The organism is Collinsella sp. AF18-8LB, from assembly GCF_003459795.1.
In the GTDB taxonomy this organism is placed as follows: domain Bacteria; phylum Actinomycetota; class Coriobacteriia; order Coriobacteriales; family Coriobacteriaceae; genus Collinsella.
Genome location: NZ_QRWU01000002.1, coordinates 108,762 through 128,359, shown reverse-complemented (window position 1 = coordinate 128,359; position 19,598 = coordinate 108,762). Strand labels below are relative to the sequence as shown.

Genomic DNA, 19,598 nt, shown 5'->3' with positions numbered 1-19,598 from the left:
ACGGGTATCCCCTATTCGATACCCTCGAGAAGCTCTGACACCGTCATGCCAAGGGCGGGCGCGATCTTAAATAGAACCTTGAGCGTGAAATTTGCCGTTCCATCTTCGATTCTGTCGAGATAGGGGCGGCTGATTCCTGCTGCCACACAAAAATCGACCTTGGAGATACCAAGGTCCCTGCGCGTCTCTTCGACCCGCCTGCCAAGAATCTGTTTAGCACGTTCGTCCATGCAGACGAGTTTGAAATGGAGCCGAACATAAACGTAAACTATAGTTTACGTTTTGCCGAATACACAGGAGTTTTCTATGTCGGGTTCTTCGGTCCGCACGTACCGAGCCACGCTTCGCACAAACAGCGCACCGCCCAAGCTCGTCGTCGTTGAAGCAGAATGTCTTTCGCCCGATGAGCGCACAGCATTTGCATTGCTATCAAGTCGCGTCGCCGCCGTTCTGGTCCCTTGCCCGGCGCAAGGCGAACTTGCCATCCAATGCCAAGCGCACAGCTGCTCGCTCAATCAGGCTGCCGTAATCACAACCAGCCAACGCGGTCTGCCCCTTCTCCTAGAAGCCGGTACCGCGCTCACCCTTCGCGGCGCCGGATACGAAAACGAGGCCGCCGCCGATATGGTCTTTAAACCACGATCGAGCGGCGGCCTCGCAGCAGCCATTGAATATGCGTGCAGGCTCGTTGCCTAGAAGAACAAGTTAGAAACCAAAGCCAAAGCCCGTTCCGGTAATCGCCGAGTACATAAAGTAGACGTTGATTACGTTGAGAAACACACCCGTGATGCAGCCGTTTCGCAGGTAGCGCTCGCACACGATGCGCGCCATGGCGGCGGAGTCATCATTGTTTTTAGCCTGGCGTCCTGCCGTAAAGTACGTCGCCACGCTCAGCAGTAGGTTGAGCACCGGCAGTGCCAGCAACTCGTAGCTCTTGCCCCAGCGCGTCACCTCGCCGGCTGCGTTAAACTTCGTTGCCACCTCGGGACCAATGTTGGGGATAACACACGCTGCGACCACCAGCGGAATCACCGCAAGTACGAGCAGAGCAATACCCATGTAGCCAGCTTTTTTGCCATACTTAAACATATGCGTCGTCCTTACACGTTAAAGCGGAAGTGCACGACGTCGCCATCGGCCATGACATAGTCCTTGCCCTCAATACGCAGTTTGCCGGCGGCCTTGGCGCCCTGCTCACCGCCGAGCTCGATGTAGTCGTCATAGCCAATGACCTCGGCCTTAATAAAGCCGCGCTCAAAGTCGGTATGGATGACACCGGCAGCCTGCGGAGCGGTCGCACCCTGACGCACCGTCCAAGCCTTGACCTCCATCTCGCCAGCCGTAAAGAACGACTGCAGGCCAAGCAGCTTGTAGGCGGCCTGCGCGAGCACGTCCAGACCGGGCTGCTCCAGGCCCAAGCTCTCCAGGTAGTCGGCCGCATCCTCGGGATCGAGCTCGGAAAGCTCAGCCTCGATCTTGGCGCAGATGGGCAGTGGCTTGACACCATCGATGGGCGCCAGGTCGTCGTTGAGCATATCCTCGTCCACGTTGGCCACATACAGGATGGGCTTCATGGTGAGCAGGAACAGGCCCTTGGCAGCGGCGCGCTCCTCGTCGGTCATCTCCATGGATGCGGCGCGCTTGCCCTCGTTGAGCCAGGCAAGCAGGCGCTTGGCGACCTCAAACTTGGGCATGAGCTCCTTGTCGCGCTTGGCCTCCTTCTCGAGCTTAGGCAGCTGCTTCTCGAGCGTGCCCATGTCGGCCAGGATGAGCTCGGTCATGATGGTATCGGCGTCACCGGCGGGGTCGACGAACTCGCCCGTGCGGCCCACCTCGCGCATGACGTTGGGATCCTTAAAGTAGCGCACGACCTCACAGATGGCGTCGGTCTCGCGAATGTTGGCCAAGAACTGGTTGCCCAGGCCCTCGCCCTCGTTGGCACCCTTCACCAGGCCAGCGATGTCGACAAACTCGACCGTAGCCGGCACAATGCGGCCGGGGTTAACGATGTCGGCGAGCTTTTGCAGGCGGCTATCGGGCACATCGACGATACCCACGTTGGGGTCGATCGTGGCAAACGGGTAGTTGGCGGCAAGGCCGGTCTTTTTGGTAAGCGCGGTGAACAACGTCGACTTGCCCACGTTGGGCAGGCCCACGATACCGATGGAAAGGGACACGACAGCTCCTTTTGGTACAGGTACTTCAAACTTCATAAGTATAGCGCCGCCGCAGCATCCGGGCGAATCCGGACACCGCGGCGGCGCAAATGAAGCAGAGATAGGGGTCGCTGACTAGTCTGCGAGCTTTTCCACCTGATCGAGCATCTTGTCAAGCTTGGCCTTTGCCTCGGCCTTGACCTTCTCTGCCTCCTCGTGGGCCTTGGCCTTCTGAGCGGCCTTTTCCTCGGCTTCGGGGTCGACGACAACCAAGTTGGACGCATCGTGCTCGACCAGCTTGAGCGCATGTTCGGGACAAACCTTGACACAGGCGCCACAACCCAAACAATACGTGGACTCCAGTGCAAAGCGACCGCTTCCCACCAAATCGCAGGCGGACGTGGGGCACGCGTTAACGCACTCGCCGCACGACGTGCACTTGTCAAAATCGCACTCCGGCGTGCTCACCTGCATGTTCTGGGCAAGCTCGGGGTGGTTTTGCAGCGTCGAGAGCACCAGCTGTCGTCCGTGTGTGAGCGAGCGGCGACGCTTGGTCGTTGTGGTACCGCACATGGTGTTGAGTGTGCGCTCCAGCTGGGTGATCTGATGGCGATGGGCTTTGAGCTTCTGCGTCACCGAAGCCAGTGCCGCCGTCGCCGGATTGAGTTTGGTCACGGTCAGGCCCGTGGTACGGGCAATCTTTTCCATGTATTCCTTGCGCTCGTACTCGCGACGCTTATGGCACTTGAGGCTCTTGGGATCGACCTCTAGGCCCATACCCGTACCGGCCCATTCCTCGGCCTTCGCAATCGCCTCGCCCAGCATGTCCTCGCCACCGGTGTTGCGGCATTTATCGCACACGCCCAGCGGCAGATACACGCTCACGTTGGGATAGTCGGCCAGTACCGAGAACCAAGTCTCGGCCGTAATATCGCCCACGCAGGCAACGACGACCTCATTCTCGCGCGGCATGCGCTTAAGGGCACGCGTGCAGGTAACGTAGGCGGTCTCGTGGCTCGTGGCCGCCGAGACAATGTCGTCATACAGGTTTTTGGGCGCCAGGCGCGGCGAGATAATCGCCTCGGTCGGGCAGGCGGCGGCGCACAGGCCGCACTTGCGGCAGGAGTCGAGAATCTCGATGGCGTCTTCCTCGACCTCGATGGCGTCCACCGGGCACACATCCATGCACGCGGTGCAGCCGCTCTTTTCGTTTTTGCAGGTCAAGCACGGAATGGTGTTGCCGCGCGGACGTTCCTTGTAGTCGGCAGGATTCCACTGCGGCGCCGACGGATCGAGTGCATCGGCCACACCGCCAAGCGGGTTTTTAAGAAAGTCGAAACCCTTGCTGATCTCGATAATGTCATCAAACAGATCGTGTTCCTGCGCCATGCGCGGCCCCTCCCTGAGCAGTGCAAACAAGCAAGAGATAATAATACGCTATCGGTCCACGCCTCGGGCAAATTTCACGCGGCGCATCTTTGCGGCAAATAGCCCATGGCCTATCGCCGCCTCGATTGCACAAGGTCAATCAAGCGCCAAACTATGCCTCGCGCATGAGCTGCACGAGCTTTTGTTTGGTCACCTTGGCCTGCTCGTTGGCCATGTTGCGCTCGTTTCTAAAGACCGCATTTGCAACACTTTGCAGATCGGCATCGGAAATCTCGCCAAGACCCAGCTCCTCGAGAGTCGTCGGCAGACCGACGCGCTGGCAAAACTCGAGCACCTGATCAAGCTCGGGCGCACGCTCCAGGCGCAGCTGCACCACCAGGCCAAATGCCACGGCTTCGCCATGCATGGCCTTGCACTTGGGCAGGATCGTCAGACCGTTGGCGATGGCATGCGCCAACGCCAAGCCACCGCTCTCAAAACCGACGCCCGAGAGCAGAATATTGCACTCGATCAGGCGTTCAACCGCTGGCGACGTACGCCCCTTTTTGAGATCACGCTTGGCAGCGACACCGCACTCCATAAGTGTGTCGTAGCAGGCACGAGCCGCAGCCAGAGCCAAGTGCCCCGGCGCGCCACCGTGCTCGTTGGCGCCGTGCGCCGCGGCGCACGAACGCGCCTCGAAGTACGTTGCCAGCGCATCGCCCATACCAGCGACCGTCATACGCAGTGGGGCCGCTGCGACCACGTTGGTATCAACCACGACCAGATCTGGATTCTTCTCGAGCATCAGGTAGCGGTCGAACGACCCATCCTCGTGATACAGCACCGAAATCGCACTGCACGGACCGTCCATCGAAGCCGCCGTGGGGCATACGCACAACGGCAACTCGGCATAAAACGCTACTGCCTTGGCGATATCGAGCATCTTGCCGCCGCCAATACCCACCACCATGTCGCAATACTCAGCCTGGGCTTCCTTAGCCATTTTTACAACGGCCTCTTCCGTACACGGACCGTCATAAATCTTAAAGAACGGCTCACTCAGATCGTCGTCCAGAAATCCATCGACAATCTGCCTGCACAGCCGATCCTCGGTGCCCTGGTCAAACAAGACATAGGCAGCGCAACCCAACCATGACAAATACCTGCCCTGACGCGAAAGTTCGCCCGGCCCTTGAACATACCGGCCGGGACCGCCATAAACCATGGGAAGCGCCATACGAGAATCCGCCCTTCATCAAACAACGATTGGTGCAAAGTAACCTGCCCCTTTGCACCATAGCAAAAAGGGGCAAAGCCATCTGCTGGCTTTGCCCCTTCCTTAGCTTGATTTACTCATCCATAAGGTAGTAGTGGCCCAGCGCGTCGGCACCCAGGATGGCGTTTGCGACCATCTCGGGCGTCACCTCAAACGGCATGTTGCACATGGTGTCATCGGGCGCGCAGGCGGCCTCGGCAACAATCATGGCCTGCTCGCGCGTAAGCTCGGCAACGCCAAGTTCCTTCATCGTGACCGGCAGGCCCAGCTCAATGCAGAAGCCCAAGACTTCCTCGAGCTTCTCGGTCGGGGCATCCTCGAGTACCAGCTGAACGATGGTGCCGAAGGCGACCTTCTCGCCGTGATACATGCCGTGGCACTCGGGCAGCATCGTCAGACCATTGTGGATGGCATGGGCAGCAGCAAGGCCCGAGCTCTCAAAGCCAATGCCCGAAAGCAGCGTGTTTGCCTCGATGATGTGCTCGACGGCAGGCGTGAGCGCACCCTTCTCCAGCGCAACCTTGGCCTTGACGCCATCGGCCATAAGCGTCTCGTAGCAGAGCTTGGCGAGCGCCAGGCCGGCCATTCCGCCCTTGCCGCCGGCGCAGGTGCCGCCGTCGGCATCGTGCGTTGCCTGGGCCTCGAAATAGGTTGCGAGCGCATCGCCCATACCGGAAACCGTCAGGCGCACCGGGCTCGCCGCGATAACCGTCGTATCCATAAGGACAATGTTGGGGTTTGCCTTAAGGAAGAGATATTTATCGAACTGGCCGTCGTCGGTGTAGAGCACCGAAAGTGCCGAGCACGGTGCATCGGTCGAGGCGATGGTGGGGCAAATGATAACCGGGGACTCCAGGTAATAGGCGACGGCCTTCGCGGTGTCGAGGATCTTGCCGCCACCGACGCCGACGATGATGTCACAACCGTTGTCGCGAGCGAGCGCAACCAGGCGATCGACCTCGCCCTTGGAGCACTCGCCGTTAAAGTCCTCAAACAGCAGCTCGGCCTTAGCCTCGGTAAAACCGCCCTCAATCTTGGCGCCGACACGTTTCTTGCCCGAAGGCGTCACGATGACGAGGGCCTTGCCGCCGAGCGGCTCAACGTAGGAGCCGAGCTTTGCAAGCTCATCGGGACCCTGGATATACTTGCTGGGGCTATTGAAAATTGCAGCCATGTTAATCCCAATCTCTAAAGAAAAAGGGCTCCGTACAGCTGTGTGCGGAGCCCCTCATCAGAACAAGGCGAACTGATTAGAACGTAACCGGAGTGTCGGTGTAGACGCACTCGAGCAGCTGCTCCATCTCCTCCTGGGACGGCTGGCGCGGGTTGGAGCCCGTGCAGGCGTCGAGGATGGCGTTGGCGGCAACGTCGTGCTTCTTGGCCTCGAACTCATCGTAATCGATGATGGACTCGTCGGCCTTCACGCCCTTGGCACCGTAGTTCTTGATGCCCTGCGGGATATCGAGCTTGTCGTTGAGGTCGCGGATCTCCTGAACCAGAGCCTCGACCAGCTCGTCCTCGGTCTCGCCGGCGAGATGCAGGATCTCCTTGGCGATGAAAGCGTAGCGGCTCTTGGCGCGAGCATCCTTGGCGTTGAACTGGATAACCTTGCCCAGGTACATGGCGTTGGCGCAACCGTGGATGATATGATCGCCGGAGAAGGCGGCACCGGTCTTGTGAGCCATGGAGTGGACGATGCCCAGCAGACCCGAGGAGAAGGCGATGCCGGCGATGCACTGAGCGTCATGCATGTGCTGGCGAGCCTCATGATCGCCAGCATAGGACTTGGGCAGCCACTCGACGATCTCGCGGATGGCGTGCAGGGCGTTGGCGTCGGTGTACATGGAGCCGGCAGTGGAGACATAGGCCTCGATGGCATGGGTCAAAGCGTCCATACCGGTGTGAGCGCACAGCTTGGCAGGCATGGTGTAGGTGAGCTCGGGGTCGACGATGGCGACATCAGGGGTGATGTTGAAGTCGGCCAGCGGGTACTTGATGCCCTTGGCGTAGTCAGTGATGACGGAGAACGCGGTGACCTCGGTAGCGGTACCGGAGGTAGAGGAGATGGCGCAGAAGTGAGCCTTCTGACGGAGCTCGGGGAAGGAGAACGGGACGACGGCCTCCTCGAAGGTCTCCTCGGGATACTCGTAGAACAGCCACATAGCCTTAGCGGCATCGATGGGCGAGCCGCCGCCAATGGCGACAATCCAGTCGGGCTCGAACTCGCGCATGGCCTCGGCGCCCTTCATGACCGTCTCGACGGACGGGTCGGACTCGACGCCCTCGAACAGCTTGACCTCGAAACCGGCCTCCTTAAGGTCGGCCTCGACGTCCTGCAGAAAACCGCCGCGACGCATGGAGCCGCCGCCGCTCACGATGATGGCCTTGCTGCCCTTGAGGTTCTTGACCTCGTGACGAGCGCCCTCACCAAAGTACAGATCGCGAGGATTGGTAAAACGTCCCATACTGTGCCTCCTAAACAAGCCCCTCTTAGACTTGCGTATATAACGGAGCACCCGATTGGCTCCGTTAGGACCATTTTGCGCGTTGCCGGCGATGACAATGCGCAATGTCTAAACGTCTCAACGCTCAGACAAACACTATTTTACCGTTCTGGTTGGTCAGTTATTCACCTAAAGCCGCCAATGATGAAACGTTTTTTCTATCCCTGAAGACCCTTGTGCGGCATCCATACTCCCAAGCTGGGCAAACGTTTTATCAAGGTTGACTACATATCCCGGGCAGGACTGTGCCCCTCCAAAATATGCACCGTTCGCCGCCAAAAATCGACCGTTTGCGGCACCGTGATACCACTCGGTCGTCCAAGGTGCCGACATTTGTGTGACATCCGTCTTCGTGGTGCAAAGGTGCAAGTCCAAGTGCGGCACCCCCGGCGTGCCACATGCGGGTAAACTAGAACCTTATATAGAGATATTTGAACCCTAACCGCAGCAAAGGAGGCCCCATGGCATTCGATCCCATTCAAGAAGATTGCCATCGCCTCGTTCTTGAGGCCTTGCGCCGCGACAATATCCCGCTCACCGACGGCCCCGCCGTCGAGCGTCTGATGGAGCAATTCACCCGCAACCCCGCGCCGCTCATCGTGCACGACCGCGACCGCGCCGGGCATCTGATTGCCAAGGTGGTCGAGGCCGTCGACTACCGCATTCCCTTTATCCCTGACGATGCCCAGGCAGAGCAGGAAGAGGCAGCTGCCGAGAACATGCTTCGCGAGGCGGCCGCACTCGATCCGGCCAACTGGGATGCCCAGCGCATGCTGACGGCACTCACCGCCGATTCCAACGAGGACTACATGCAGTATCTGGTGTCCAAGTGCGACGAGGTGGAGCACGATCTGGCACTCAAGATCGCCTCGGCGCAAGACCCCTACGAGCGTGAGGCTGCAGGCGACCTGACCCGCCGTCCCTACCTGCGCTGGCTTGCCGCCTTAGCATCGCGCGCGCTCATTAGCGGCCGTTACCGCATGTCACTGGAGGCAGCGAATCGCAGCTTGGACTTTGCGCCCAACGACCCCGCAGGTGTCCGCCACACCGCGATGCTCGCCATGGCAAAGCTCGAATACCCCGTCGAGGAGCTCAAGCGCTTTCGCTCCGCCCACTCCGTCCCCTATCTCGCCAACACGCCGCTGCGCCGTCGTCCCAAGGACGCGGAGCGCGACTTAGACCCGTGGACGCTCATCGCGCTGATGAGCGCGGCCTGGCGCGAGCTGGACTACGAGGGTGCCGAGCACTACCTGCGCATTCTTGCACGCTCGTGCCCCCACGCCGCCGAGGCGCTCTACTTCCAAACCGAGTTTCCCGATGGCGTCTATGCCCGCGTCAACGTGGGCGTGGGCTCCACCGATGAGCTCGTCCTTGCACTGTCCGAGGCGACGCCGGTGCTGCAGGAGGGCCTGGGCGCTCCCGACAACGCCAGCTTTGCCGCCTGGGTCGCCACCAACGACATCGTGCGTTCCCAGATCGACGAGCGCATCCTACGCGCAGCCGAGCAGGGGCTTCCATTTAAGGGAGGGGACCTCTAATGGATCCGAGCGTCTACATCCCCGCCTACTTGGAGCGCACCTATCTGGCGTCGCACCCCGAGCTCACCGATGCAGCACGCGAGCTTGTCCATAACGACATTAGCGCGAATCCCCAAAAGTATGCGCAGTCCGAGCATGCCCAGGCGCTGCTGTCCTATGCCGGTGTTCACCGCCACCTGCTCGACGAGCTCCATCGCATCGAGGACATGGGCAGCGACGAGGAGTTTGAGCAGACGCGCAACCGCCTGTTCGACGATATGCGCGATGAGCTGCTCAAGATCGTCCGTATCGATGCGCTTGCCGTCGATGCCCAGTTGCTCGCCATCATCCTGGCCGACACACCCGTTGACGCCTGCCTGGGCGACCTGATGAAGCTCGAGGCAACCACGGCCGATTACCTCCAACAAAGCGTGCCCGGGTTTGATATGGAAGCCCCGCACTACTGGGCCAACAAGGTTTTGACGGACGGTGTGACGGCGTCAGATCTCACCGTGAGCGAGCCGGCACTTATCGGGTGGCTCCACACGCTCGAGGCCACCTCGCAGCTGTGCATGGCGAGCGCCCGCTACCGCGCTGCCGCCAACTACGCCCGCCGCGTCCTTAAGGCAGAAGGCTATCCCACCCGAGCTGCCGGCACCGTGTTGCTCGCCCTCGCTCGCCTGGAAGACCAGGACGGCTTTTTTGCCCTGGCTCACCAGCTCGAGGAACAGGTGGGGGCCGATGCACTCGAGAACTCCCCCTGGTACCTGCTCGCCCGCACGATCCTCTTGTTCAAAACGAACAAGATGCGTCCGGCGGCGCGTGCGCTGCGTGAGTTCGCTAACCGCTGCGAGGGCGGCGCGTTCTTCTTGCTGAATCCCATGTACCAGACACCGTACCTTCCCTGCCGACCCGAGCCACGCGATCCCTGGGATCTTTCGCACCAAGCCGTTTGGGAAGCGGACGGCATTATCTCGGACACCCCCGACTTTGCCCCCTGGGCCAATGCCTGCGAAGACGTGTCGCAGCTTGCCCAGGAATTTGCGCGCCGCTACGGATTTTAGTGACGCACTCGACCCGACCATGTCGTTTACGTTAGGAACGGTTTCATGAACCTCCGCTCATCTCTTGCCTGCACCTCGAGCGATATCGCTCGCTGGGGACTGCGCTCCGTCCTTAAGCGCCAGGGCGGCGTACTCCCCGGCCGCATCGCCATGAAGATCGACCCCGAGTTGCTGAGCGACCTCGCGGGCCTTGTCGACCGCAGCGTAGTGATCACCGGCACCAACGGCAAGACCACCACCTCCAACCTCATCGCCGACGCCGTTGCTGCCAGCGGTGCTACCGTGGTATGCAACCGCGCCGGCAACAACATGGAGCCGGGCGTGGTGGGCGCGCTGCTCGAGGCCCGCGGCGGCCTTAAGCACACTGCCAGCGGCAAGCGCGTGGGCGTTTTTGAGTGCGATGAGCTTTACACCGTACGCGTTCTGCCCAAGCTCAAGCCGACGTACTTTGTGCTGCTCAACCTGTTCCGCGACCAGCTAGACCGCTACGGCGAGATCGACCATACCCAAGACGTCATCGCCCATGCGTTGGAGCTCTCTCCGGCAACAACGCTCATCTACAACGCCGACGACCCGCTGTGTGCCGCGATCGCCGCGCGCGTTCCCAATGCAAGCATCGCCTTTGGCATCGACGGCGCCACCAACACCGAGTCCGACCGCATTAGCGACTCACGTTTTTGCTCACAGTGCAACGCACCGTTGGAGTACGACTATGTGCAGTACGGGCAACTTGGCGCCTATCATTGCCCCTCGTGCGGCTGGGCCCGCCCTGGGCTTGTCCGTCGCGTGACGGGCGTGGAGCTCGGCTGCGACGGCTACGGCTTTGACCTGGTCTTTGGATCTGCGCCCGACGCGGCTGCCGTACACATCGCCACGCGCTACAACGGCCTGTACATGGTCTATAACGTTGCCGCCGCCTTCTTTACCGCGCACGAATTGGGCGTGGACGCGGCGCTTCTGCAGCCTACGCTCGATGCCTATGTGCCCGCCGGTGGTCGTATGGGGCGCTGGGATATCGCCGGCCGCACCGTCGAGGCCAACCTGGCCAAGAATCCCGTAGGCTTCGATCGACAAATCCAGTCCATCAAGACGGCCGGCGGCAGACTCTGCGCTTTCTTCCTCAATGACAACGATGCCGACGGCCACGATGTATCGTGGATCTACGACGTCGACTTTGAGCGCATCGCCGACACAACGGGGCTTGTCGCCTTTGCCGGCGGCACACGCGCGCACGACATGCAAGTGCGCCTCAAGTACGCCGGCATCGATGCCGCGATTATCTCGGACGTCGCGCAGGCAATTGGCGCCGTGGCAGACGAGGCCGCCGATGACACCTTCTACGCCGTCGCCAACTACACGGCCTTTCCACCGCTGGTCAAGGAGCTCGACGGACTTAAAGACACCGATGCGGCTACGGTTGCCGCCCACGCTGCAAAGTGCACCAATGGCAGTGCCGTCCCCGTTGGCGTCGCGCCAGTCGAGCTCTCGCGCCCGCTGCTCATCGTCTACCTGTATCCCGATGCCCTCAACCTCTATGGCGACGGCGGCAACGTCATCGCCCTCGAGCGCCGCTGCGCCTGGCGCGGCATCCCCGTTCGCGTGGATGAGGTCCGCATGGGCGAGGTGCTCGATCTGCATGATGCCGATATCGTCATGATGGGCGGCGGATCCGATCGCGACCAGCTAGCCGTGGCACACGAGCTGCTCGCCCAAAAAGACAAGGTCGCAGCCTATGTTGAGGACGGCGGTTCGCTGCTCGCCATCTGCGGCAGCTATCAGCTGCTCGGCCGTTCGTACTATATGGGCGAAAATCGCATCGAGGGCCTGGGCGTCATTGCCGCCGAGACCGTGCGCGGTTCCGACCGCCTGATCGGCAACGTCGCCGTCAAGACCGACCTGGCGCCCGAGCCCTTTGTTGGCTTCGAGAACCACGGCGGCCGCACGCTTTTGGACGCCGATGCCACGCCGCTTGGAACGTCCGTCGTCACGGGCACCGGCAACAACGGCGACGATGGCTTTGAGGGTCTCATCTACAAGGGTGTCATCGGCACGTACCTACACGGACCGGCACTGCCCAAGAACCCCGAGCTCGCCGACTGGCTCATCGCCCACGCCCTCGAGCGCCGTGGCGACGCACAGGCCGCCGCCCTGCTGCCGCTCAAACCCCTCGACGACACCTACGAGCACGCTGCCCACGACGCCGCGATGAAGCTCCTCCCCTAGCACCCCACCACCACAAAGGGGACAGGCACCTTTGTGGTGGTTTTGACCCGTCCCAGCGGTTTGTCTCAATCTGTAACATCTAGACCGTTAAAAGTCGTCTTACTGTTACAGAATGAGATGTTCGTCCCGACGCCTGCCTTTTGTCTCGATCTGTAACACATAGAGCCGATTTATCAGCCCAGATGTTACAGATTGAGATGTTTGAAAATCGGGATTGAGAGAGCCAGCTCCTATGTGGTGGTTTTCCAGTTTGCCAACGATATACGCGCCGGCAAAAAAGTCTGCTATACTCTTTCCCGCTGTCCCCATCGTCTAGCGGCCAAGGACGCCACCCTTTCAAGGTGGATATCGCGGGTTCGAATCCCGCTGGGGGCACCATTTGCATTTTGTTCGAACCCGCGCGATGTTAAGTCGCGCGGGTTCGTTTTTCATCTTGGCCTGTTTTCGTTTCGGCACATGTGCGCCAAATGTGCGCCAAAACAGGTTACATCTTTTGAGATGCCTCGCACGAAACGCTTGCCCGGCAGCACGTCCATAATAGATCTGAGCAGCAAAAAGGGGGCCTCGCACAGGCGAGACCCCCTTCGCGCGCATAATCAAACGTGTCTGTTACACGTAGAACAGGATATCGTCGTAGGTCGGGACCGGCCAGTAGTCGGCGGCCACGATCTCCTCCATAGCGTCCACGGCGGCACGCAGCGCATCCATAGCGGGAACGACCTCGTGCGCGTACACGTTGGCCTGCTCCTGGCCATCGAGGGCCTCGGCCTTCTGATGCACGGCGTCGAGCGCCTTGATGGAGTCGTTGATGGTAGTGATGCCGTTGCAGAGCTTGTTGAGCGTGTTCTGCTCACACTGCATGGCGGCCTCGGCGCCGGCGGCACGGATAGCCTCAAGGCCCTTAGCGACCTTGGTGGCATAGGCGGTAATGACCGGGCGATAGGTACGGCGTGCCTCGCGAACCATCGTGGTGGCCTCGATGTTCATGAGCTTGTTGTACTTCTCGAGCTTGCAGTCGTAGCGGCACTGAGCCTCGGCGCGGGTCAGGACACCCGTCTCCTCAAAGAGCGCAATGGCCTTATCGGAAACAAAGGCGGGCAGGGCATCGGCCGTGGTCTTGTTGTTGGCAAGGCCGCGCTTCTCGGCCTCAACGGGCCACTCATCGGAGTAGCCGTCGCCAGAGAACAGGATGCGCTGGTGATCGGTCAGGACCTTCTTGCAGTACTCGAGCGCGGCGTCCTGGAACTTATCCTCGGGCGTGCCCTCAAGCGCGTCGGCGAAGGACTTGAGCGACTTGGCCACGGCGGCATCGAGCACCAGGTTGGAGTCGGAGACGTTCTGCTCGGAGCCGCAGGCACGGAACTCGAACTTGTTGCCGGTGAAGGCAAACGGGGAGGTGCGGTTGCGATCGGTGTTGTCCTGCATCAGCTTGGGCAGGGTATCGGCGCCCAGGTCGAGCACGCCGCGCGTGGCATGGACGGAAGCCTTGCCATCGATGATCTTCTCGACAACCTCGGTAAGCTGGTCACCCAGGAAGATGGACATAATCGCCGGAGGAGCCTCGTTGGCGCCCAGACGATGGTCATTGCCGGCCGAGGCAACAGAGGCACGCAGGAGCTCCTGATAGTTATCGACGGCCTCGATCACCGCGGTGAGGAAGACGATGAACTGCAGGTTGTCGAGCGGGGTGTCACCCGGATCGAGCAGATTCTCGGACTCGGTGCCGAGCGACCAGTTGTTGTGCTTGCCCGAACCGTTGATGCCCTCGAACGGCTTCTCGTGCAGCAGGCAGACCAGGTCGTGGCGGGAGGCGATGAGCTTCATCTTCTCCATCATGACCAAGTTCTGGTCGATGGCCTCGTTGACCTCACCGTAGACGGGGGCGAGCTCATGCTGGCAGGGAGCGACCTCGTTGTGCTTGGTCTTGGCGGGAATGCCGAGCGCCCACAGCTCGTCGTCCAGATCCTTCATATAGGCCGAGACGGTGGGGCGGATAGCGCCAAAGTAGTGCTCCTCGAGTTCCTGGCCCTTGCAGGGGGCAGCACCAAAGAGGGTGCGGCCGGTGATGACCAGATCCTTGCGCTTGCGGTAAGCGTCCTTCTTGATCAGGAAGTACTCCTGCTCGTCGCCCACGGAAGGAACGACCTTCTTTGGCGTCTTGCCGAACAGCGCCAAAACGCGCTTGGACTCACGCGAGAGCGCGGTCATGGAGCGCAGCAGCGGGGTCTTCTTGTCCAGGGCCTCGCCCGTGTAGGAGCAGAAAGCCGTGGGGATGCACAGGACATCGTCCTTGATAAAGGCGGGGCTGGTGGGATCCCAAGCGGTGTAGCCACGGGCCTCGAAGGTGGCGCGCAGGCCGCCGTTGGGGAAGCTGGAGGCATCGGGCTCACCCTGGATGAGGTTCTTGCCCGTAAACTTGGTAATGGCGGTGCCGTCGTGGTTAGGCTCGAGGAAGCTGTCGTGCTTCTCGGAAGTGATGCCCGAAAGCGGCTGGAACCAGTGCGCGTAGTGCGTAGCACCCTTGGAGATGGCCCAGACCTTCATGGCATGGGCAACGGCGTTGGCCACATCTAGGTCGAGCGGCTCACCGCCCTCGAGGGTTGCAGCAAGGCGCTTCCAAATGTCCTTGGGGAGGCAGTCCTTCATGACTTCCTCAGAGAACACCATGGTCCCGAAGCGGTCAGTAAGTTCGGCCATACGGAACTCCCTTCGTATCGGCACCGCGTGAGAAGCGGTGTTGATTACTAACGAACGAGCCTTAGCTTAGACTCGCCGTGTTTCCGCGACATTACCGTTATGTTGCTGTCACGAAACCAATCAATGAGGTTACAGCAACACAGGATTATTACCACCCTCAACAGCCAACGAACTGCATAAATTGCAGACCTCCCCGCATGGTTTAAGGGTAGTCTTTTTGGGACGGGGCTTTTTTAGCTACCCATCCGGTATCTTCGAAGCTCAAGGCAATATTTGACATAGGGTAGCTAAAAAAGCCCCGTCCCAAAAAGACTACCCTGGGCAACTGGTTGATGGCTATAGAGGCACGTCCCAAATGAGCTACGTTGTTATAGGGAATGACGATAGCGAAGCATCTTCGATTGGTATTCCCAAATGGCAAGTAAAACTCCAGCGTGGCGCAGCGGTGCTGTAGAATCCTTACAACACATCGCACTAAAGTATCTAAAGGAGCACGATATGCGCGTCGACGAGGTTTTTAAGCAGGCGGCATCCCTGGGCACCGTGCCCGTTTCGTTTGAGATGTTCCCGCCCAAGGGCGAGCTCACCCTCGATACGGCTCGCAAGGTGGCAGGCAGTCTGTGCAAGCTTTCGCCGAGCTTTGTCTCGGTCACCTGCTCTGCCGGCGGCTCGGGCAACGGCGCCACCACCGCCCCCATCGCGCATATGATTACGAGCGAATTCGATACGCCCTCGGTGGCGCACCTCACCTGCGTCGGCCGCACGCATGCCGATATCGCCGCCAAGATCGATGAGTACCGCACCGCCGGCGTGAATAACATCCTGGCGCTGCGTGGCGATCTCCCTGCCGGCGCGACTGAGGACGACAAGCCCGCCTCCGAATACGCCCACGCCCGCGACCTCATCCCCGAGCTCGTCGACGCCGGCTTTTGCGTGGGCGCTGCGGCCTACCCCGAGGGCCACATTGCCTGCGAGGACCTCAGCCTCTCGGTCGAATACCTCAAGCAAAAGCAGGACTCCGGCGCAAGCTTCTTTGTGACGCAACTTTTCTTTGATAATGAGTGCTTCTACCGCTTCCGCGAGCTTGCCGATAAAGCGGGCATCACGGTGCCCATCACCGCGGGCATCATGCCGTTTATGAGCAAGTCCCAGATCAGCCGCATGGTCTTTATGTGCGGAGCGTCGCTGCCCTCCCCCGTCATCAAGATTCTCGCCAAGTACGAGAACGACCCCGAGAGCCTGCAGGCAGCCGGTGTAGAGTATGCCACCCGCCAGCTTTGCGACCTCAAAGAGCACGGTGCCGACGGTCTGCACCTGTACACTATGAATCGTCCTGCGATCGCCGCGACCATTATGGAGCGCCTAGGGTAATGGAAAAACCGCACATCGATACAACCACTGTCGAAGTGCCGGCTGACCTTGCGTCGCCGGCGCTTTACCGTATCGACACTGCCCATCATCCCCGAGTCGACCGTGCCGAGATGCTGCGCTATCTGGGCTACGGCGGTCAGCAGATTGAGCCTGAACTGTCACGACGAATTGAGCTTGTGGTCGAGCGCCTAGAACTGGACATTGAGCCCCGTGGCGTGCGATGCGTGTTTGCCGTCGATGCCACGGGCGTCGACGAGCAGGGTGAGCCCTGCATCCGCTTGGTTGGCACGAACGTTGAGCTGCGGGGTCGCGATGTCTATCGACATCTCAAAGACGCCCGCTTTGCCGCGCTCATGGCATGCACCCTCGGCATGGACGCCGAGCGTCGTCTGCGCACCACGGGAGCCCAGCAACCCCTGGAGGGGGCAGTGCTCGACGCCGCGTGCTCTGCCTATGTGGAAGCCGCCGTCGAGCAGATGGACCAGCAAGTCAAGACCGCGGCCGCCGCACACGGACTCGCCGGTAACTGGCGCTTCAGTCCCGGCTACGGCGACTGCCCGCTTACGGCACAGCGCTCGATCGTAAATGTGCTCAACGCCACACGGCTCATCGGGCTTACCGTCACACCTACCAGCCTGCTCATGCCCACCAAGAGCGTGACCGCGGTGATCGGTCTGTTTGACGGCGAGGTCCACGACGCCCAGAGCCGCCCCACCTGCACTATCTGCCGCATGCGTGAGCACTGCCGCTTCCGCGCCGCCCACACCACCTGCTATTCCAGCCATTAGGAGCCATCGATGTTTACTCCGCTTATCACTCATGATTCTGACGGTACTGCGCTGGCGGCACCTGTCAATACTGCGCGCTGCAACGGCGCCGCGTACAAGACGCGCACGATCGACGACCTGCACATTAAGGATGAACGCCTGCGTGCGGCCATCGAGGGCACGGGGCACCTGCTGTTTGACGGCGGCATGGGCACCATGCTGCAGGCCGCCGGCATGAAGGCGGGCGCTCTGCCCGAGCTGCTCAACTTTGAGGAGCCCCAGGTTATCACCGATATCCAACGTCAATATGTCGGGGCTGGCTGTGACGTGATCACCGCCAACACCTTTGGCGCCAACGCCCACAAGCTCGACGGTGCTGCCACCGTGGCAGACGTCTTTGCCGCGGCCGTCACCTGCGCCCGCGAGGCCGGCGCCCGCTACGTCGCCGGCGACATCGGCCCCATCGGTGCCCTGCTGCGCCCCCTGGGCACCCTCAGCTTCGACGAGACCTACGACCTCTTTGCCGAGGAAGTGCGCGCCGGCGTCGCTGCGGGCGTCGACCTCTTTATTATCGAGACTATGACCGACCTGGCCGAGATCAAGGCGGCAGTCCTCGCCTGCCGCGAGAACTCCGACCTGCCCGTCTTTGCCACCATGACCTTTGAGGAAGACGGACGCACCTTCCTGGGCACAAGCCCCGAGGTCGCCGCCATCACGCTCGACGCCATCGGCGCCGACGTTTTGGGCATCAACTGCAGTCAGGGACCGGCCGAGCTCCGCGGGCTCGCCGAACGCATGCTCACCGTTACCGACAAGCCCGTTATGGTGCAGGCCAATGCGGGACTCCCCCGCGTGGACGACAACGGCAACACCGTCTTTGATGTCCAGACACCCGAGTACGCTGAGGCCGTCGCCGGCATGATCGAGGACGGCGTTGGCGTCGTCGGCGGATGCTGCGGCACCACGCCCACGCACATGGCCGCCTTGCGCACGCTCATCGACAACCACACGCCCAGCCCGCGTCACCGCAAGCCCAGCATGTCGGTCACGAGCGCCCAGACCGTGGTGGACCTTCCCTGCGACGGCCACAAGATCGCCGTCATCGGCGAGCGCATCAACCCCACCGGCAAAAAGCGCCTGCAGCAGGCCCTGCGCGACGGAGACCTGGACTACGTCGTGAGCCAGGGCATCAGTCAGCAGGAGCAGGGCGCTGACATCCTGGACGTCAACGTGGGCCTGCCCGAGATCGACGAGGTCAAGATCATTCAACAGGCGACCGAGCAGCTCCAAGGCTCCACGCTGCTGCCGCTGCAGATCGACTCCACCGATCCCGCCGCCGTCGAGGCCGCCGTACGCCGCTATGCCGGCAAGCCCATCATCAACTCCGTCAACGGCAAGCAGCAGATCATGAATGAGATCTTTCCGCTGGTCGCCCACTACGGCACCAATGTCGTCGGCCTCACGCTCGACGAAGGCGGCATCCCCGATACCGCCGAGGCTCGCTTCGCCATCGCCGAGCGCATCGTGGCCGAGGCCGCCCGCTACGGCATCGGACCGGACCGCATCCTCATCGACTGCCTGGTCATGACCGCCTCAACCAACCAGCGCCAGGCCGAGCAGATCCTGCGCGCCATGTCCCTGTGCAAGGAGCGCCTGGGCGTCAAATGCGCGCTCGGCGTGTCGAACATCAGCTTTGGCCTGCCCGCGCGGCCGCTCCTGGGTTCGGTCTTTTTGGCTGCCGCCTTTGGCGCTGGCCTGGACGCCCCCATCATGAACCCGGGTTCCAAGCGCTTTATGGATACCGTCTGCAGCTATCGCGTCTTGAGCGTTGAGGACGAGGGCTCGACCGGATACATCGAGCGCTACGCCGGCTGGACCGATCCGTACAAGATCGCCGCGAACCCGGCGGCGGCCCAGGCGGTATCGACCGACGCTGCGCCCGCTGCTGGCACCGCCGGCACCGACGGCAACAACGACCCGATTCGTCGCATGGTCGTCTCGGGCCGCAAAGGCGAGATCGCCGCCGAGACCGAGCGTCTGCTGGCAGACCACGATGCCATGGACCTCATCAACAATCACTTTATCCCCGCCCTCGACGAGGTTGGCGTCCTCTTTGACCAGGGCAAGTTCTTCTTGCCGCAGCTTATGGCCTCGGCCGAGGCCGCACGCGTGGGCTTCGACACCATCAAGCGCCTGATGCCCGCCGGCGAGATTGCCGACAAGGGCAAGATCTGCGTGGCCACCGTCAAGGGCGACATCCACGATATTGGCAAAAACATCGTTAAGATGCTGCTCGACAACTACGGATACACCGTCTTTGACCTGGGCCGCGACGTCGATCCGCAGGAGGTACTCAAGACCGTCAAGAAGCGCGACATCAAGCTCGTCGGCCTCTCGGCGCTTATGACCACCACCGTCGTGGCCATGGAAGAGACCATCAAGCTGCTTCATGCCGAGGTGCCGGACGTCAAGATCATCGTAGGCGGCGCCGTACTCACCCCCGAATACGCCAAGCAGATCGGCGCGGACTACTACGCCAAGGACGCCGCCGAAAGCGCCCGTATCGCCGAAGAGGTCTTTGGGCGGTAACACAACGGAAACAACCCCGCACCAAAACGTGCCGCACGCGCCACTTGGCACGTGCGGCACGTT

Annotated in this window: 15 protein-coding genes and 1 tRNA gene; 8 read left to right on the top strand and 8 right to left on the bottom strand. The window is 61.2% G+C overall.

Going from position 1 to position 19,598, the window contains the following annotated elements; genetic code table 11:
• Positions 1-11: 11 nt before the first annotated feature.
• Positions 12-230 carry a helix-turn-helix domain-containing protein gene (locus tag DWX25_RS09745; protein ID WP_099432713.1) on the bottom strand — a complete coding sequence of 73 codons (219 nt, stop codon included), beginning with the start codon at positions 228-230 and terminating at the stop codon, positions 12-14.
• Between the two features lie 76 nt (positions 231-306).
• Here DWX25_RS09745 and DWX25_RS04225 point away from each other — a divergent pair, with 76 nt between their 5' ends.
• Entirely contained in the window at positions 307-696 is a 390-nt protein-coding gene (locus tag DWX25_RS04225; protein WP_117734622.1) for a hypothetical protein, read from the top strand.
• A gap of 9 nt (positions 697-705) precedes the next feature.
• Here the strand turns inward: DWX25_RS04225 and DWX25_RS04220 are convergent, their stop codons facing one another.
• From DWX25_RS04220 to DWX25_RS04195, 6 genes are all read right to left on the bottom strand, one after another.
• On the bottom strand, positions 706-1,089 hold the full coding sequence (locus DWX25_RS04220; protein ID WP_089572786.1) for a DUF1648 domain-containing protein: 384 nt from the start codon (positions 1,087-1,089) through the stop codon (positions 706-708).
• A gap of 11 nt (positions 1,090-1,100) precedes the next feature.
• Positions 1,101-2,177: a redox-regulated ATPase YchF gene (ychF, locus tag DWX25_RS04215; protein WP_035136922.1), complete on the bottom strand. Its 1,077-nt coding sequence runs from the start codon at positions 2,175-2,177 to the stop codon at positions 1,101-1,103.
• 114 nt (positions 2,178-2,291) lie between these two features.
• Positions 2,292-3,545, bottom strand: coding sequence for a 4Fe-4S binding protein (locus DWX25_RS04210; RefSeq protein ID WP_117763640.1), 1,254 nt, complete (start codon positions 3,543-3,545; stop codon positions 2,292-2,294).
• Between the two features lie 151 nt (positions 3,546-3,696).
• Positions 3,697-4,764: a glycerol dehydrogenase gene (locus DWX25_RS04205; RefSeq protein WP_117794789.1), complete on the bottom strand. Its 1,068-nt coding sequence runs from the start codon at positions 4,762-4,764 to the stop codon at positions 3,697-3,699.
• Between the two features lie 112 nt (positions 4,765-4,876).
• The gene (locus tag DWX25_RS04200; RefSeq protein ID WP_117763638.1) at positions 4,877-5,977 is read right to left on the bottom strand and encodes a glycerol dehydrogenase; all 1,101 of its coding nucleotides are present in this window, start codon (positions 5,975-5,977) and stop codon (positions 4,877-4,879) included.
• Positions 5,978-6,053: 76 nt separating this feature from the next.
• Positions 6,054-7,268, bottom strand: a complete 1,215-nt coding sequence (locus DWX25_RS04195) for an iron-containing alcohol dehydrogenase (RefSeq protein ID WP_117734630.1) — start codon at positions 7,266-7,268, stop codon at positions 6,054-6,056.
• A gap of 500 nt (positions 7,269-7,768) precedes the next feature.
• On the opposite strand from DWX25_RS04195, the gene DWX25_RS04190 reads away from it, so the two are divergent.
• From DWX25_RS04190 to DWX25_RS04170, 4 genes are all read left to right on the top strand, one after another.
• Entirely contained in the window at positions 7,769-8,845 is a 1,077-nt protein-coding gene (locus DWX25_RS04190; protein ID WP_117798974.1) for a hypothetical protein, read from the top strand.
• Positions 8,845-9,888, top strand: coding sequence for a hypothetical protein (locus tag DWX25_RS04185; RefSeq protein ID WP_117743785.1), 1,044 nt, complete (start codon positions 8,845-8,847; stop codon positions 9,886-9,888). The genes DWX25_RS04190 and DWX25_RS04185 overlap by 1 nt, the downstream gene beginning before the upstream one ends.
• Before the next feature lie 45 nt (positions 9,889-9,933).
• Positions 9,934-12,111, top strand: coding sequence for a MurT ligase domain-containing protein (locus DWX25_RS09645; RefSeq protein ID WP_233505218.1), 2,178 nt, complete (start codon positions 9,934-9,936; stop codon positions 12,109-12,111).
• 301 nt (positions 12,112-12,412) lie between these two features.
• A tRNA-Glu gene (locus DWX25_RS04170) sits at positions 12,413-12,489 on the top strand.
• Between the two features lie 231 nt (positions 12,490-12,720).
• On the opposite strand, the gene DWX25_RS04165 is transcribed toward DWX25_RS04170, so the two are convergent.
• The gene (locus DWX25_RS04165) at positions 12,721-14,808 is read right to left on the bottom strand and encodes a glutamine synthetase III (protein WP_117798975.1); all 2,088 of its coding nucleotides are present in this window, start codon (positions 14,806-14,808) and stop codon (positions 12,721-12,723) included.
• 498 nt (positions 14,809-15,306) lie between these two features.
• Between DWX25_RS04165 and DWX25_RS04160 the strand changes: the two genes are divergently transcribed.
• The 3 genes from DWX25_RS04160 to DWX25_RS04150 are packed head-to-tail and all read left to right on the top strand — an operon-like array spanning position 15,307 to position 19,535.
• A complete protein-coding gene (locus tag DWX25_RS04160; RefSeq protein WP_117798976.1) occupies positions 15,307-16,179 on the top strand; it encodes a methylenetetrahydrofolate reductase in 873 nt (290 codons plus the stop codon).
• On the top strand, positions 16,179-16,967 hold the full coding sequence (locus DWX25_RS04155) for a vitamin B12 dependent-methionine synthase activation domain-containing protein (RefSeq protein WP_117798977.1): 789 nt from the start codon (positions 16,179-16,181) through the stop codon (positions 16,965-16,967). The genes DWX25_RS04160 and DWX25_RS04155 overlap by 1 nt, the downstream gene beginning before the upstream one ends.
• Before the next feature lie 9 nt (positions 16,968-16,976).
• On the top strand, positions 16,977-19,535 hold the full coding sequence (locus tag DWX25_RS04150; RefSeq protein ID WP_199412315.1) for a homocysteine S-methyltransferase family protein: 2,559 nt from the start codon (positions 16,977-16,979) through the stop codon (positions 19,533-19,535).
• Positions 19,536-19,598 lie beyond the last annotated feature (63 nt).

Coding starts and splice junctions, on each gene's coding strand:
- DWX25_RS04205 (WP_117794789.1), bottom strand. CDS start 4,764: ATGGCGCTTCCCATGGTTTATGGCGGTCCCGGCCGGTATGTTCAAGGG.
- DWX25_RS04195 (WP_117734630.1), bottom strand. CDS start 7,268: ATGGGACGTTTTACCAATCCTCGCGATCTGTACTTTGGTGAGGGCGCT.
- DWX25_RS04185 (WP_117743785.1), top strand. CDS start 8,845: ATGGATCCGAGCGTCTACATCCCCGCCTACTTGGAGCGCACCTATCTG.
- DWX25_RS04190 (WP_117798974.1), top strand. CDS start 7,769: ATGGCATTCGATCCCATTCAAGAAGATTGCCATCGCCTCGTTCTTGAG.
- DWX25_RS09645 (WP_233505218.1), top strand. CDS start 9,934: ATGAACCTCCGCTCATCTCTTGCCTGCACCTCGAGCGATATCGCTCGC.
- DWX25_RS04155 (WP_117798977.1), top strand. CDS start 16,179: ATGGAAAAACCGCACATCGATACAACCACTGTCGAAGTGCCGGCTGAC.
- DWX25_RS04160 (WP_117798976.1), top strand. CDS start 15,307: ATGCGCGTCGACGAGGTTTTTAAGCAGGCGGCATCCCTGGGCACCGTG.
- DWX25_RS04165 (WP_117798975.1), bottom strand. CDS start 14,808: ATGGCCGAACTTACTGACCGCTTCGGGACCATGGTGTTCTCTGAGGAA.
- DWX25_RS04210 (WP_117763640.1), bottom strand. CDS start 3,545: ATGGCGCAGGAACACGATCTGTTTGATGACATTATCGAGATCAGCAAG.
- DWX25_RS04200 (WP_117763638.1), bottom strand. CDS start 5,977: ATGGCTGCAATTTTCAATAGCCCCAGCAAGTATATCCAGGGTCCCGAT.
- DWX25_RS04150 (WP_199412315.1), top strand. CDS start 16,977: ATGTTTACTCCGCTTATCACTCATGATTCTGACGGTACTGCGCTGGCG.
- DWX25_RS04225 (WP_117734622.1), top strand. CDS start 307: ATGTCGGGTTCTTCGGTCCGCACGTACCGAGCCACGCTTCGCACAAAC.
- DWX25_RS04220 (WP_089572786.1), bottom strand. CDS start 1,089: ATGTTTAAGTATGGCAAAAAAGCTGGCTACATGGGTATTGCTCTGCTC.
- DWX25_RS09745 (WP_099432713.1), bottom strand. CDS start 230: ATGGACGAACGTGCTAAACAGATTCTTGGCAGGCGGGTCGAAGAGACG.